Source organism: Streptococcus huangxiaojuni, from assembly GCF_040930515.1.
Lineage (GTDB): Bacteria > Bacillota > Bacilli > Lactobacillales > Streptococcaceae > Streptococcus > Streptococcus huangxiaojuni.
The window spans coordinates 91,090-106,352 of sequence record NZ_JBFQEG010000002.1; the positions used below are offsets into that span (position 1 = coordinate 91,090).

Annotated in this window: 12 protein-coding genes; 10 read left to right on the forward strand and 2 right to left on the reverse strand. The window is 42.0% G+C overall.

Annotation, left to right across the window (positions count from 1 at the left end):
• The first annotated feature begins 52 nt into the window (after positions 1–52).
• The 4 genes from uvrC to AB3329_RS01980 all read left to right on the forward strand — a co-directional run bounded on the left by uvrC (position 53) and on the right by AB3329_RS01980 (position 5,860).
• On the forward strand, positions 53–1,849 hold the full coding sequence (gene uvrC, locus AB3329_RS01965; protein WP_368394067.1) for an excinuclease ABC subunit UvrC: 1,797 nt from the start codon (positions 53–55) through the stop codon (positions 1,847–1,849).
• A 232-nt stretch (positions 1,850–2,081) separates the two neighbouring features.
• Entirely contained in the window at positions 2,082–2,684 is a 603-nt protein-coding gene (locus AB3329_RS01970; RefSeq protein WP_067062369.1) for a nitroreductase family protein, read from the forward strand.
• A 17-nt stretch (positions 2,685–2,701) separates the two neighbouring features.
• The gene (gene pepV, locus AB3329_RS01975; RefSeq protein WP_368394068.1) at positions 2,702–4,111 is read left to right on the forward strand and encodes a dipeptidase PepV; all 1,410 of its coding nucleotides are present in this window, start codon (positions 2,702–2,704) and stop codon (positions 4,109–4,111) included.
• A 348-nt stretch (positions 4,112–4,459) separates the two neighbouring features.
• Entirely contained in the window at positions 4,460–5,860 is a 1,401-nt protein-coding gene (locus AB3329_RS01980; RefSeq protein ID WP_368394069.1) for a VWA domain-containing protein, read from the forward strand.
• 105 nt (positions 5,861–5,965) lie between these two features.
• On the opposite strand, the gene mnmE is transcribed toward AB3329_RS01980, so the two are convergent.
• A complete protein-coding gene (gene mnmE, locus AB3329_RS01985) occupies positions 5,966–7,342 on the reverse strand; it encodes a tRNA uridine-5-carboxymethylaminomethyl(34) synthesis GTPase MnmE (RefSeq protein WP_368394196.1) in 1,377 nt (458 codons plus the stop codon).
• Positions 7,343–7,787: 445 nt separating this feature from the next.
• Here mnmE and rpiA point away from each other — a divergent pair, with 445 nt between their 5' ends.
• The 4 genes from rpiA (at position 7,788) to deoD (ending at position 11,660) form a co-directional block, all read left to right on the forward strand.
• The gene (gene rpiA, locus AB3329_RS01990; protein ID WP_368394070.1) at positions 7,788–8,468 is read left to right on the forward strand and encodes a ribose-5-phosphate isomerase RpiA; all 681 of its coding nucleotides are present in this window, start codon (positions 7,788–7,790) and stop codon (positions 8,466–8,468) included.
• Positions 8,469–8,488: 20 nt separating this feature from the next.
• Positions 8,489–9,700: a phosphopentomutase gene (locus AB3329_RS01995; RefSeq protein ID WP_368394071.1), complete on the forward strand. Its 1,212-nt coding sequence runs from the start codon at positions 8,489–8,491 to the stop codon at positions 9,698–9,700.
• A gap of 416 nt (positions 9,701–10,116) precedes the next feature.
• Positions 10,117–10,926 (forward strand): purine-nucleoside phosphorylase, encoded by an 810-nt coding sequence (locus AB3329_RS02000; RefSeq protein ID WP_368394072.1) that lies wholly within the window; start codon positions 10,117–10,119, stop codon positions 10,924–10,926.
• 14 nt (positions 10,927–10,940) lie between these two features.
• On the forward strand, positions 10,941–11,660 hold the full coding sequence (deoD, locus tag AB3329_RS02005; RefSeq protein WP_368394073.1) for a purine-nucleoside phosphorylase: 720 nt from the start codon (positions 10,941–10,943) through the stop codon (positions 11,658–11,660).
• 155 nt (positions 11,661–11,815) lie between these two features.
• On the opposite strand, the gene AB3329_RS02010 is transcribed toward deoD, so the two are convergent.
• Complete coding sequence (locus AB3329_RS02010; protein WP_368394074.1) at positions 11,816–12,748, reverse strand: LysR family transcriptional regulator; 933 nt, start codon at positions 12,746–12,748, stop codon at positions 11,816–11,818.
• 234 nt (positions 12,749–12,982) lie between these two features.
• On the opposite strand from AB3329_RS02010, the gene cpsA reads away from it, so the two are divergent.
• Positions 12,983–14,455, forward strand: coding sequence for an LCP family glycopolymer transferase CpsA (gene cpsA, locus AB3329_RS02015; protein ID WP_368394075.1), 1,473 nt, complete (start codon positions 12,983–12,985; stop codon positions 14,453–14,455).
• A gap of 103 nt (positions 14,456–14,558) precedes the next feature.
• The gene (locus AB3329_RS02020; protein ID WP_368394076.1) at positions 14,559–15,248 is read left to right on the forward strand and encodes a Wzz/FepE/Etk N-terminal domain-containing protein; all 690 of its coding nucleotides are present in this window, start codon (positions 14,559–14,561) and stop codon (positions 15,246–15,248) included.
• Positions 15,249–15,263 lie beyond the last annotated feature (15 nt).

Genomic DNA, 15,263 nt, shown 5'->3' on the forward strand with positions numbered 1-15,263 from the left:
TATATTGTAGGTAGTGTTAGATAATTTTTTTGGGTGGTGGTATAATAAAGCTATGAATGAACTGATAAAGCATAAATTGGAGCTCTTGCCCGACAGTCCCGGCTGTTATATTCATAAGGATAAAGACGGCACGATTATCTATGTGGGAAAGGCTAAGAATCTTAAAAACCGTGTGCGCAGCTATTTTCACGGCAGCCACAACACAAAGACCGAACTTCTGATATCTGAAATCGCTGATTTTGAGTATATTGTAACAGGTTCTAACACCGAAGCTCTTTTGCTTGAAATCAATCTGATTCAGAAAAATAAACCTAAATACAATATCAGACTGAAAGATGATAAATCCTACCCTTTTATCAAAATTACAGTCAATGAGCGCTATCCGCGTTTGCTGATTACCCGTCAGGTTAAAAAAGACGGAGGGCTCTATTTCGGCCCTTATCCTGACTCAGGAGCTGCAACGGAAATTAAGCGTCTCCTGGATAGGATTTTTCCTTTTAAAAAATGCAAGAATCCGCCTGAGAAGGTCTGTTTTTATTACCATTTGGGGCAATGTCAGGCGCATACGGTCTGTCATAGAAGTCAGCAGTATTTCTTCGATATGGCTCAGGATGTTAAAGGTTTTCTTAATGGCCATAACAACCAGATTGTTGATAATCTTAAAGATAAAATGCAAAAAGCAGCAGAAGTTATGGAGTTTGAACGGGCGGCTGAGTACCGCGACTTACTTCAGGCTGTCGCCACGCTGCGGACTAAACAGCGTGTTATGAGTCAGGATATGATAGACCGCGATATATTCGGCTATGCAGTGGACAAGGGCTGGATGTGTGTTCAGGTGTTCTTTGTCCGTCAAGGGAAGCTGATTCAGCGGGATGTTAACATGTTTCCTTATTACAATGAGGCCGAAGAAGACTTTTTAACCTACATTGGGCAGTTTTACCAAGACAAAAAACATTTCATTCCCAAAGAAATTTTTATTCCTTCAGACATTGATTCAGAACTGGTGAAAGCAGTTGTGGACAGTAAGGTCATCAAACCTCAGCGGGGAGAAAAAAAGCATTTGGTTAACCTAGCTGTAAAAAATGCACGGGTCAGTCTGCAGCAAAAATTTGATTTGCTGGAAAAAGATTTGAAGAAGACACACGGGGCAGTTGAAAACATTGGGGATTTACTGAATATTCCTAAACCTGTTCGAATTGAGGCCTTTGATAATTCTAATATTCAGGGAACCAATCCGGTTGCCGCCATGGTCGTTTTTGTAGATGGGAAACCAAGTAAAAAAGACTACCGTAAGTTCAAGATAAAAACGGTTGTCGGCCCGGATGATTATGCCAGTATGCGGGAGGTTATCTATCGCAGGTACAGCCGTGTTATGAAGGAAGGGCTGACACCTCCGGATCTTATTATTATTGACGGCGGCCAAGGGCAGGTTAATGTTGCCCGCGATGTTATTACCAATCAGCTGGAATTGGATATCCCGATTGCCGGTCTGCAGAAAAATGACAGACACCAAACACACGAACTGCTTTTTGGTGAACCTTTGGCTGTGGTTGAACTGCCGAGAAATTCTGAAGAATTTTTTTTGCTGCAGCGTATTCAGGATGAAGTTCACCGCTTTGCCATTACTTTTCACAGACAGCTCCGATCAAAAAATTCTTTTTCATCAAAACTGGATGGCATTGCCGGTCTCGGACCTAAGCGCAAGCAGCTCCTGTTAAAACATTTTAAAAGTCTGCATAATATTCAGCAGGCCAGTCTTGATGACATTGTCAACTGCGGTGTTCCAAGAAATGTTGCCCTAAATATTAAAGAATCATTGAAGCAAGAGAGAGCTGTCTCTGCTGACTGATGCTATTGTTACACAAGTCGTTTAATTTTTTAAAGATGCTGTCCAATAGAGATGCGGTTTGATGACATTTTACAGTTATCCTGTCCTGCCTTTCTTTTTGCCTTTCGGTTATTTGGCAGGTGCTGTTTTTGTCAGGATGGGCAGTGGTATTTTCCTACTGGACTAATCAGCTAGTTTTCTTTTATTTATGGTAAAATAAGAGAGTAAATTATTTAGAATAGGAAATCGGTTTATGAAATTTTTAGAATTGAACAAGAAACGTCATGCTATTAAAACCTTTAATGACAAGGAACTCAATATCAAAGACGTGCGGACGGCCATTGAAATTGCTGCCTTAGCACCCAGTGCCCATAACATTCAGCCTTGGAAGTTTGTTTTGGTGCAGGAGAAAAAAGAGAAGCTGGCTGAAAAGCTGCCTGCTCTGAATAAAAAACAAGTAGAAGAAGCCCAGTGTGTTATCGCTCTTTTCACAGATACCGATTTGCAGCAGCGAGCCCGCAAAATTGCTCGAATCGGCAGTAAGAACTTATCTGATGATATGATCAGCTATTATATGGAATCTCTGCCCGCCCGCTATGCTCAGTTTGATCAAGCAACTAAGGGAGAGTTTTTGGCAGTCAATGCTGGTATTGTGGCCATGAATTTGGTGCTGGCGCTCACTGATCAGGGCATTGCATCAAACATTATTCTTGGTTTTGATAAAAAAGAGGTTCAGGCTGTTTTGGAAATTGATCAGCGCTTTCGCCCTGAACTTTTGATTACAGCCGGTTACAGTGACTTTAAGCCGGAGCCCAGCTATCGCTTGCCGGTTGATGAAATCATTGAAAAACGTTAGAAAGAGGCAAAAAGGATATGGCAGTTGATTTTCAGGCGGAAATAGCAAAGCGGCGCGATGATATGCTGGCAGACTTATTTAGCTTGCTGCGGATTAATTCCGAACGTGATGACAGTTTGGCTGATGCGCAGCATCCATTTGGTCCCGGGCCTGTTCGGGCTTTGGAGACTTTCTTGGCTATGGCGGAGCGCGATGGCTATACAAGTCGCAACATTGATAACTATGCCGGTCATTTCGAGTACGGTCAGGGTGAAGAAGTCTTAGGAATTTTTGCCCATTTAGATGTTGTTCCTGCTGGCAGCGGCTGGGAAACGGATCCATATGAACCGGTAATCAAAGACGGCAAACTTTACGCTCGCGGCGCTTCTGATGATAAAGGGCCGACTGTGGCTTGTTATTATGCATTAAAAGTAATTAAAGAATTAGGGCTGCCGGTTTCGAAAAAAGTCCGTTTTATTGTAGGGACAGACGAAGAATCCGGCTGGGCCGATATGGATTATTATTTTAAACACAGCGGTGTAAAAAAGCCGGACTTTGGTTTTTCACCAGATGCAGAGTTTCCAATTATCAATGGTGAAAAAGGCAATATCACACAGTATCTGCATTTTTCCGGCAGTAACGGCAGTGGTTTTGTTCTGCACTCTTTTGAGGGAGGCCTGCGGGAAAATATGGTTCCTGAGTCGGCCCGAGCTGTTTTTTCTTCAGAAAGTCTTAGTTTTACCGAAATTCAGTCCGAATTACAGCAATTTGCTGCCGAAAATAATCTGCAGACAGACCTTAGTCAAGATGGTGATCAGATTATGGTAACTGTAATTGGAAAATCTGCACACGGAATGTCTCCGCAGGCCGGTGTTAATGGAGCGACTTATCTGGCTTGTTTTCTATCACGTTTTTCCTTTGGCGGAGCGGCCGGTGATTTTCTAAAAACAGCCGGTCGGGTTTTGCATTTAGATTATTATGGTGAAAAGATTGGTCTTGCTTATGAAGATAGCAAAATGGGAGCATTGACCATGAACCCCGGAGTTTTTCGCTTTGCTGAAGCAGCTGATGACAATACGATCGCTCTTAATTTCCGTTTTCCGCAGGGGGTCAGTTCAGAAAGTATTTATCAGCAGCTAACTAAGATAGATGGTCCGAAAGCTGTAACAGTCAGTGAACATCTGCATGAACCCCACTATCTGCCGCCTTCAGATCCTTTAGTGGAGACGTTGCTTAGAGTTTATGAGAAACAGACCGGTCTCAAGGGACATGAGCAGATTATCGGGGGCGGAACTTTCGGACGTCTCTTGGAACGCGGTGTAGCTTATGGTGCTATGTTTCCTGACTATGAGAATACTATGCATCAGGCTAATGAATTTGCCAATGTTGATGACCTGTACAGAGCGGCAGCTATTTATGCTGAAGCCATTTATGAATTGATAAAATAAGAGTGAAAAAGAAGGCTGTAAGCCTTCTTTTTCATTTTAAATGGAGTGCACTTAAGAGAATAGTATTCAGAAAAATAAGACTATTATTAATTTTATGTATTTTCTGAAATAATTCCGCAAATGCCCTTGAATTTCTGATTTTTAAGTGCTAGAATGAGGGCATAGTTTTTACAGAGTCTGTTAAATGACAATTGGCAAAATGTAAATGGTGACATCCCTCTTTATCTTTGCAGATGTGATTTTTTAAGCAGATTATCTTTCTTATGCAGGTTGCAGCTGAATATTTCAGCTGTTTCCCTTCCTTATTTTTATATAAAAATTATATAAAACAGATTAGAGGAGTTGAAAATGAAAAAAGTTTTGGATAAACAAAATCGTTTTGCTTTTAGAAAGCTGAAAATCGGTTTGGTTTCAGTTACGGTTGCTTTTGTTTTTGGAGCAGCGGGACAGGTTGCTGCAGAGGAAACAGCTGTGTCAGAAACTGCTTCATCTGTAGTTGCAGAAACTGATACCGGCGCTGTTGAAGCTGCAGCAGCAGAAATTGCTGAAAAAGCAGCAGTCCCTGTTGTGGCAGAAGAAAACGCTGCTGCCGGAGATGTTATTGATGTTTCTGTCACAGAGAGCGGCGTGACTGCCAGTGAAGAAGGTAATGTCAGTAAAGCTGAAAACACGATTACTGTTCGCACAACCAGTATTGCCGACCCTGCCGAAACACCTGCTGACCCCAATCCAAGTGTGACGGTAACGGAGTCAACTTCGAACAGTGAAGATGACAATTACAGCTATACCATCTATGAACGAGTTACTAAGACGAGCACAGAAGAGTTTATTCAAGAGGCTGATCAGATCAGACAGACTGAAACAACCAATGCTGATATTGTTTTTGTCATCGACCATTCTATCTCTATGGACGTTTACATTGATCAAGTTAAGACAAATGTCCGGAACTTTGTAAATGGCCTGCAAAACAGGAGTGTTTCAGTCAGACTGGGTTTGGCAGATTATGAATATAACAAAGATATCAATTATGCTGATTTTGGTGGCTCATACTTTACCAGTGATGTTGCACAGTTTATCGCTGCTCTAGATGCTATTACTACAGCCGGTGGGTTTGAGGAAGCGACTGTGCCTTTGACTTATATCGCAACACCGGGAAATTATGACTGGTCTGAAGATCCTAACGCCAGACGTTTTGTTATATTAATTACTGATGAAGATATCGATTACTTGAACGATTCGCCAAGTCTGGAATCGACAATTCAGGCCTTGAATGCAGCAAATATCAGCGCTACAGTTATTGCCGGAAATTATGATCAGGATGTTTATATGCCGCTGGTAAGTAGCACTGGAGGGATCTTTATTGATATATCTTCTGACTTTAGTACAGCTCTGTCAGATGATATTTCTACCTGGGTTGTTGAAGCAAGTAGAGGTCGTCTGCTGAAAGTGGTTACTGATCAGTATGACTTTTATGTTGAAATCGTCGCTATTCCAAAAGATAGCGGAGCTGCAATAGCTACAAACACAGATCCTTCAAAAACTGCTTGGACTGCTAAGAAAGAAGGTAATAGTTTTGTTCCCGTACATTACCAGACAGAAGCCTTTGCTCAGCAGGAGGCAGCTCTGCCTCAAACAGGAGAAAAGAATCAGGCTTATTTGGTTGGTTTTGGCACTGCGGCTGTCAGCCTTGCTCTAGGCATGGCCTTAAAATCTAAAAGAAACCGTGTCGGAAAATCTAAAAATGATTAATGAGCTGTCCGGCCAGTCCGTATTTTTTCAGCCGGATAAAAAATGTAAAGCATTGTAATGTAAAAGCGAGAGGCAGACCTCTCGCTTTTTTAGTATAGATTTAATTTATTTACCTAAACAGAATTGGCTGAAAAGCTGGGTGATAAGCTCATCAGGAGCTGCATCTCCTGTGATTTCACCTAAAATTTCCCAGGTCCGTGTCAGATCCACCTGCAGTAAATCAACCGGCATTTCCATCTCTAATCCCTCATTGACCGCTTGTAGGCTTTCCAGTGCTTTTTCAATTAAGGAAATGTGGCGGGTATTGGAGAGGTAAGTGGCATCTTGTTCGCTAAACCCAGCTTTATCGAAAAAGAGCTGACTAATCCGTTCTTCAATTTGCTCTGTATTTTGGTTTTTCAGGACCGAAATAGGCAGGTAATCAGCTGGTAGTTCCTCTATTTCAATAGTCTGAGGGAGGTCAGTTTTATTGAGCAGAACAATCCGGTTGCTGTCTTGGCTCAAATCCAGCAGCATACGATCCTGGTCGGTCAGTTTTTCCGATGCATTAAGAACAAGAAGGACCAAATCAGCTTCTTGCAAAGCTTTCTTCGAACGTTCAACACCGATTTTTTCGACCAAGTCGTCGGTTTCACGAATGCCTGCAGTATCAATTAGTTTAAGCGGAACACCTTTTATATTGACATACTCTTCAATGACATCTCGGGTTGTTCCGGCAATATCTGTTACAATAGCCTTATCTTCCCGCAAAAGCTGATTTAAGAGACTGGATTTCCCAACATTAGGACGCCCGATAATGGCCGTTGCTAAACCTTCCCGCAGAATTTTGCCTTGACGGGCTGTCCGCAGCAGATTTTCCAAAAGATGCTGAAATTCTTGTGTTTTTTCACGAATCAAGGCGGTTGTGACTTCTTCAACATCATCGTATTCTGGATAATCAATGTTAACTTCAACCTGAGCCAATGTATTCAAAATTTCCTGACGGGTGTCATTGATAAGCTGGGATAAGGAACCATCGAGCTGTTTTACCGCTACATGCATAGCTTTGTCTGTCTTAGAACGAATCAAATCCATCACAGCCTCTGCCTGAGCTAAATCAACACGGCCATTCAGAAAGGCGCGTTTTGTAAACTCGCCCGGCTCAGCCAGCCGAGCGCCTTGCCGTAAAATAAGCTGTAAAATTTCATTAGTAACTGCGATACCGCCATGCGTATTGATTTCAATAACATCTTCACGTGTAAAAGTCTTTGGCGCCAGCATAACAGTGACCATAACTTCATCTAATACAGCATCATTCTGCGGATCAACGATATGGCCATAATGGATGGTGTGAGAAGAACTGGCAGCTAAATCTTTTCCTTTAAATACCTTTCTGGCAACAGGCAGTGCTTCACTGCCAGAAAGTCTTACGATAGAAATGGCTCCCTCCCCTAGAGGAGTCGCAATTGCAGCAATTGTGTCAAAATCATTAGTGATAGTCATAGGTTTATTGTAACGCAAACTGGATTTAGGCGCAATTATTTGCAATAGGTTCTGCACAGGATACAGTAAACCTGATAAGGCAGAGAAAATCATTAGGAGTCTTATGTCTTAAATAAGAAAATGTTTTCAATTTCATTATAACCTGCTATAATAGTTTATTGGGAAAGAGTCATTTGAATACATGATAAGGCCTTGCTTTTTATGATCTTTGTATCTTGTTAATTGAACACGGGCTAAGCTCTTTGCAAAAAAGACAAGGCTAAGTTTAGAATTGATTTCAAGTTAGCTAGCCGTAAACGTCTGAAGGCTTTGCAGTCTTTACAGCCTGCCGCACCCTTCTAGTCGTTCTGGCAGGGGTGCGCAAACGAAATCAAAGATTTCTGGCTTACCGCCATTTTTGCTTTGCTCTTTTAACGGCCTTTGTATCTTGGTGTAAGGAGGGTATATGGAGGAACTTAAGAAACAAGCAGGTATTGCTGCTGCTCAGTATGTCTCGGATGGGATGATTATTGGTCTTGGGACCGGCTCAACAGCTCGTCATTTTGTCGATGAGATCGGCCGTCGTGTACAGGAAGACGGTCTTCAAATTACTGGTGTAACTACATCCAGTCAGACGACGGCCCAGGCTGAGAGTTTAGGGATTCCCTTAAAAGATATCAATACTGTAAGGGCGATTGATTTGACTGTTGACGGAGCAGATGAGGTCGATTCTGATTTCAATGGCATTAAAGGTGGCGGCGGTGCCTTGCTTATGGAAAAAATAGTTGCTACGCTCACAAAAAGATATATTTGGGTTGTGGACGAGACAAAGCTTGTTACTAAGCTTGGTTCCTTTAAATTGCCGATTGAAGTTGTTCAGTATGGCGCTGAGTGTCTTTTTCGACATTTTCAGGATCAAGGTTACCAACCAGCCTTTCGAGAGTATGAGGGCGAGCGTTTTGTCACAGACATGCAAAATTATATTATCGATCTCGATTTAAAAAGGATCGAAAATCCTCAGGCTTTGGCTGACAGTCTTGATCACACAGTCGGTGTTGTCGAACACGGACTGTTTAATGGTATGGTTGATCAAGTCATTGTTGCTGGTAAAGATGGGATTAAACATTTAAATGCTCCTAAAAAATAAAATTAGAAAGAAAGTATCAAATGTCAAAATTTAAGCGTATTCATCTTATTGTTTTGGATTCTGTGGGGATTGGTGCAGCTCCGGACTCAGGCAATTTTTTTAATGCAGGGACACCGGACAGCCAGTCAGATACATTGGGCCATATTTCTGAAAATGCAGGGCTTGAGGTTCCGCACATGGCTAAGCTTGGCTTAGGCCTTATCCCGCGTCCTTCGCATTTAAAGACAGTTCCGGCTGAGAAGGAGCCATCCGGCTATGCCAGCAAGTTGGAAGAAGTGTCATTGGGAAAGGATACAATGACAGGCCATTGGGAAATTATGGGACTCAATATTACTGAACCGTTCGATACGTTTTGGGATGGATTCCCAGAAGAGATTTTGACTAAGATTGAGGCTTTTTCTGGGCGAAAAGTTATCCGTGAGGCTAATAAACCTTATTCTGGAACACAAGTTATTGCTGATTTTGGCGAGCGGCAGTTAAAAACCGGCGAACTTATAATTTATACATCGGCAGACCCTGTTCTACAAATTGCGGCTCATGAAGACCTTATCCCTCTGGAAGAGCTCTATAAGATTTGTGAGTATGCACGGTCTATTACGCTTACCCGCCCTGCCCTTCTGGGAAGGATTATTGCACGTCCATATATTGGAGAACCAGGCCATTTTACCCGTACTGCTAATCGCCGTGATTATGCTGTCTCACCTTTTGCACCTACGGTTCTTAACCACTTGGCTGATGCTGGTATAGCGACTTATGGTGTGGGTAAAATCAATGATATTTTTAACGGCTCAGGCATTGTTTATGACATGGGACATAATAAATCAAACAATCATGGGATTGATACGCTGCTGAAGACCATGGCCCTACCCGAGTTCCAACAAGGTTTTTCATTTACAAATTTGGTGGATTTTGATGCGGTTTATGGCCACCGACGTAATCCAGAAGGCTATCGCGATTGTTTGCAGGAATTTGACCAACGTCTTCCTGAAATCATGGATCAAATGAAAGAGGGGGATTTGCTCCTTATTACGGCTGATCACGGTAATGATCCAACATATGCCGGCACAGACCATACACGTGAATACGTTCCGCTTTTAGCCTACAGTCCGTCTTTAACAGGAAGCGGAGTGCTTCCGATTGGGCATTTTGCAGATATTTCAGCGACAATTGCAGATAATTTTGGCGTTGAAAAGGCAATGATTGGGGAGTCGTTTTTGAAAAACTTAATCTAGTTTTTTTACAGCAGGTTCAGTTCAGAATAAGAGATTAGCGGCAGAGTTTTTCACTACTTAATGACCTTTGTATCTTGTTGAACTGAACACGCTCTAAGCTCTTTGCAAAAAAGATAGCCCTTCCTCGAGTCTTTAGTGACTCAGCGGTCAGGCTCCTATTTTTGCTGTGAGCTTTTAACGGGCTTTGTATCTTGTGAATTGAACGCGGCCTAAGAGCTGTGCAAAGAAGACAAGGCTAAGTTTAGACTTGATTTCAAATTGGGCAGCCATAAACGTCTGAAAGCTTTGTCGCCTTAACAGTCGACCGCACCTTTCTAGTCGTTCTGGCAGGGGTGCGCCTACGAAATCACAGATTTCTGGCTTACCGCCATTTTTGCTGTGAGCTTTAAACGGTCTTTGTATCTTATGGAGGAGTTATGTCATTATTGGTAAAGATTAAAGAAACTCAAGCTTTTCTTGAATCCAAAGGGATGGTCAATCCTGAGTTTGGATTGATTCTGGGGTCTGGCTTGGGAAGTTTAGCAGAAGAAATAGAGCAGAAGATTGTATTGGATTATTCTGATATTCCTAATTGGGGACAGTCTACTGTAGCTGGGCACGCTGGGAAGTTGGTTTATGGCAACCTGTCCGGCCGCAAAATTTTGGCTCTTCAGGGGCGTTTTCATTTTTATGAAGGCAACAGTTTAGAAGTTGTAACTTTTCCGGTTCGGGTGATGAAGGCTCTCGGCTGTCAAGGCATTGTAGTGACTAATGCAGCAGGGGGGATTGGCTATGGCCCGGGAACCCTGATGCTGATTACCGATCACATTAATATGACTGGGAATAATCCGTTGATTGGTGCCAATCTTGATTCGTTTGGTCCGCGTTTCCCGGATATGTCAAATGCCTATACCAAGACGTACCGCCAGACAGCTCAGGCTGCAGCCGCAAAACTGGGGCTTAATCTGTCTGAGGGGGTTTATCTTGGGGTTACCGGCCCTTCTTATGAAACTCCGGCCGAAATTTTGGCTTTTAAAACATTAGGTGCCGGGGCAGTTGGTATGTCCACTGTACCGGAAGTGATTGTAGCTGCCCATTCTGGTCTGAAAGTGCTGGGAATTTCAGCTATTACTAACTTTGCGGCCGGCTTTCAGTCTGAGCTTAATCATGAAGAAGTGGTTGCAGTGACTGAGCAGATTAAACACGATTTTAAAAATTTGATTAAAACAATCTTGGTAGAATTATAGTATAGGAGAAGCAGATGTCAGTTCATATTGCAGCAAAATCAGGTGAGATTGCGGATAAAATCCTTCTTCCTGGGGATCCATTAAGGGCTAAATTTATTGCCGAAAACTTTTTAGAGAAAGCAGCTTGTTTTAATACTGTCCGAGGTATGCTGGGTTATACAGGCTTCTATAAAGGACAGGCTGTCTCTGTAATGGGTACAGGGATGGGGATGCCTTCTATTTCCATTTATGTTAATGAGCTTATTCGCGATTATGGGGTCAAAAAACTTATCCGTGTGGGGACTGCAGGCTCTATCGATCCGAATGTCCATGTACGGGAATTGGTGTTAGCCCAAGCCGCAGCAACTAATTCTCGCATAATAAGCAATGACTGGCCTGAATATGATTTTCCGCAAATTGCTGATTTTACGCTCTTGGATAAGGCTTACCATATTGCCGAAAATTTAGGACTGGTAAGCCATGTGGGGACTGTTTTATCATCAGATGTTTTCTATTCGAGCATGCCTGAGCGCAATATGAAGTTAGGTGAGTACGGGGTAAAGGCCATTGAGATGGAAGCAGCTGCTCTCTATTATTTAGCGGCTCGTTACCATGTTCAGGCGCTGGCAGTTATGACGATATCTGACAGTCTGGTTCACCCTGAGGAAGACACAACAGCAGAGGAACGTGAGACAACTTTTACTGACATGATGACAGTAGGACTGGAAACCTTGCTTGCTGACAGTGAAGACTGATATTAGGCTATGGCTGCGGTCTTTACCTAAAAAGTCCTCACAAACCAAACTTTTTTAATACTGAAACGCCCTTAGTCTGTCAAGGCTAAGGGCGTTTCGACTATTTTAATAAAAGGAGACAAGGACAGTTACCTAATCTCAAAAAATTACTTAAGCTATCTCTCATCATCTTCCAATGAAACACCATCAAACTGTACTTCTTCCAAAAGGTAATCAATAAATTTTTCACCCATTTTAGATAAGTTGGCTTTCTCGTGCTTGATATAGACGATTTCAATTTCATCATCGACATCCAAAGGAATAGAAAGGATATTATCACCATTTAAATTACTGTTTAAGATGCCGGTAGCAACAGTATAACCATCAAGTCCGATTAAGAGATTAAAAAGGGTTGCCCGGTCACTTACCACAATAGATTTTGAATGGGGAATTTGTGACATGATTTCCTCAGAATAATAAAAAGAATTATGAATTCCTTGATCGTAGCTGAGATAGGGAAAGTCTTCCAAATCTTCAATTGTTACTTTTTCTCTGCCGGCCAGCGGATTGGTTTTGCTGACAAAGATATGGGGGCGGGTTTTAAAGAGAGTAGTATACTGCAAATGGCTGTCATCCAGCAATTTTGTCAGGACATCACGGTTATAGTTATTCAAAAAGAGAACGCCGATTTCTGAGCGAAAATTCTTAACATCATCAATAATTTCCCAGGTTCTGGTCTCCCGAAGGAAGAGTTCGTACTGAGTCATATCGGTTCCTTTAAGCAAAGAAACAAAAGCATTGACCACAAAGGCATAATGCTGTGCCGATACACTGAAAAGTTCCCGCGACGTCTCTTTATTTTTATAACGTTCCTCAAGAAGAGCCGTCTGCTCGACAACTTGACGTGCATAGGAGAGAAATTCAACACCATCTTTGGTTAAAGTAATCCCTTTAGGATTACGGATAAAAATCTCAATTCCCATCTCGCGTTCCAAGTCCCGGACAGCGTTAGAAAGACTGGGCTGAGTGATGAAAAGCTGTTTGGCAGCCTCATTCATGCTTCCCGTTTCTACGATTTTGATAATATAGTGTAATTGTTGAATTCGCATAACTTTATTTTAGCTCAAAAACGCCTGTCGGGCAAGCAAATCAGTGCACTTTAATCCAAAATGTGATCTATTGCTGTTTTTTTAATAGAGTTACTATCCGATAACTTTGTATTGCAAAACCTAGCAGAATCCCTATAAGTAGTTAGGATTCTTTTCAGGAAAAATTGTAAAGACGTCAAAATAATGGTATACTATATAGGATAAATGATTTTTGGGAAAGCAGGAGAAATCTTTATGGCGACACGCTCGAGTAAAAGAAAAAATTCAAAGTCAAACAACAGTACTTGGACTGTTGTTAATCTTATTTTATCTGTCCTGTATGCTTTGCTTGCAGGGATGGTTGTTTTCACCATGTTTTCCCATAATTTTTTAGCTTTTCGCCATATCAATATTATCCTGACAGTGGTCCTGCTTTTGGTCTTTGCTACCAGCCTAATATTGATTATTCTAAAAAAGGGTAAGATTTTGACCGGTTTGGGCCTGGTGCTGTTTTCGCTTTTGTCAGCCGGTATTCTTTACGGATTCAGGTCGGCAATTAATATTGCGGATGATTTGAATAACTCAGCGGCTTATTCGGAAATTAAGATGAGCGTTGTTGTACCAGCTGACAGTTCTGTCTCGGATGTCAGCGAGCTGTCCGATGTTGAAGCTCCTACCGAAAGCGATGGGACAAACATTGCTGATTTGCTTGCACACATTCAGTCCGATAAAGGAGTTGCTCTAAACACTGTCAATGTGGCTTCTTATCAAGAGGCTTATGAACATTTACGTGACGGCAGCAGCCAGGCTATGGTGATGAACAGCAGTTATTCGAGCCTGCTGGAGTTAACTGACGAAAACTATCAGGAAAATATCAAAGAAGTTTACAGTTATACTATAAAGACAAAGATTAAAGATTCCAGAGCCCAGTCGGCGGACTCAGACGTTTTCAATATCTATGTCAGCGGTATTGATACCTATGGTTCTATCTCAACTGTGTCCCGTTCGGATGTGAATATCATTTTGACTGTCAATATGAAAACCCATAAAGTGTTGATGACAACAACACCTAGAGATGCTTATGTTCAAATTCCTAATGGCGGTGCCAATCAATATGACAAGCTGACTCACGCTGGAATATACGGTGTTGAGACTTCGATGCAGACTCTTGAAAATCTTTATGATATTGATATTGATTATTACGCTAGAATTAATTTCACCTCTTTTATGAATCTTGTCGATGCTGTCGGCGGTATCACAGTGTATAATGATCAGGCTTTTACAAGCTATACGGACAGTAACTATACCTTTGAAGTTGGAAATGTGACTTTAGATTCCGAAAAGGCTCTTGCTTTTGTACGGGAACGTTATGCTCTTGATGGCGGCGACAATGACCGCGGCAAGAATCAAATGAAAGTAGTGTCAGCTATCTTAAATAAACTGACCAGTCTAAACTCTTTGTCGGCTTATTCAGCTGTTATTTCCAGTTTGCAGGATTCTTTGCAGACTAATATGTCCTTAAATACAATGATGGATTTGGCTAACACTCAGCTGGACTCAGGAAGCCGATTTACGGTTACTCAGCAAGAAGTGACAGGAGAAGGGTCCACCGGTCAGCTGACTTCTTATGCGATGCCGACAGCAAATCTTTATATGCTGGAGTTAGATCAGTCCAGTGTGGAAAAGGCTTCGCAGGCTATTAAAGACATCATGTCTGACAAACCCTGATCGCTTTAAATAACAACAGCTCCTGCAGCTTAAGTTTATTTCCCTGACTTGCAGAAATTTTGGCTCAGACAATGACTGAAAAACATTATACTTAGGAGAAAGAATGGATACGAATAAAAATACTGGCTTTGAAATTAATGTTTTTTATCTCCTTAAAAAACTCTGGAGCAGAAAGTTCCTTATTACCTTTGTCTCACTTTTTTGTGCGGCACTTGCTTTTTTGGGAACACTTTTCTTAATTGAACCGACCTACACCGCGACAACTCGCTTTTATATCGTCAATAAAAGCAGCGAAAGTTTAACTCCGGACGACCTTCAGGCAGTTGGTTATCTTGTTAATGATTACAAAGAAATCATTGTATCGCGTGATGTTTTAGCAGATGCTATTGAAAAAGGAGACAGTTCGCTGACACCTGGAGAACTGTCCGGCATGGTTTCTGTCTCTGTTCCTACCGATACACGGGTTATTTCTATTTCAGTCGAAGGGCATAATGCTAAAGAAACGGCTGATTTGGCCAACGCAGTCCGCAAAGCGGCAGCTGATAAAATCGAAAGTGTAACTAAGGTAGAGGAAGTGACAACGCTGGAAGAAGCAGAGAAACCGGCAAGACCGTCTTCACCAAGTGTTAAGCGCAATCTTGTTTTAGGTTTTGCTGGCGGCGCCTTTCTGGCAGTTGTCGGTGTACTCTTGTTTGAACTCTTAAGCGATCGTGTCAAAGGCCCTGAAGATATTGAAGAAGCTCTCGGAATGTCTTTGCTTGGGGTAATTCCTGATACAGACAAGATGTCATAGAGTATTTGTCAAAAT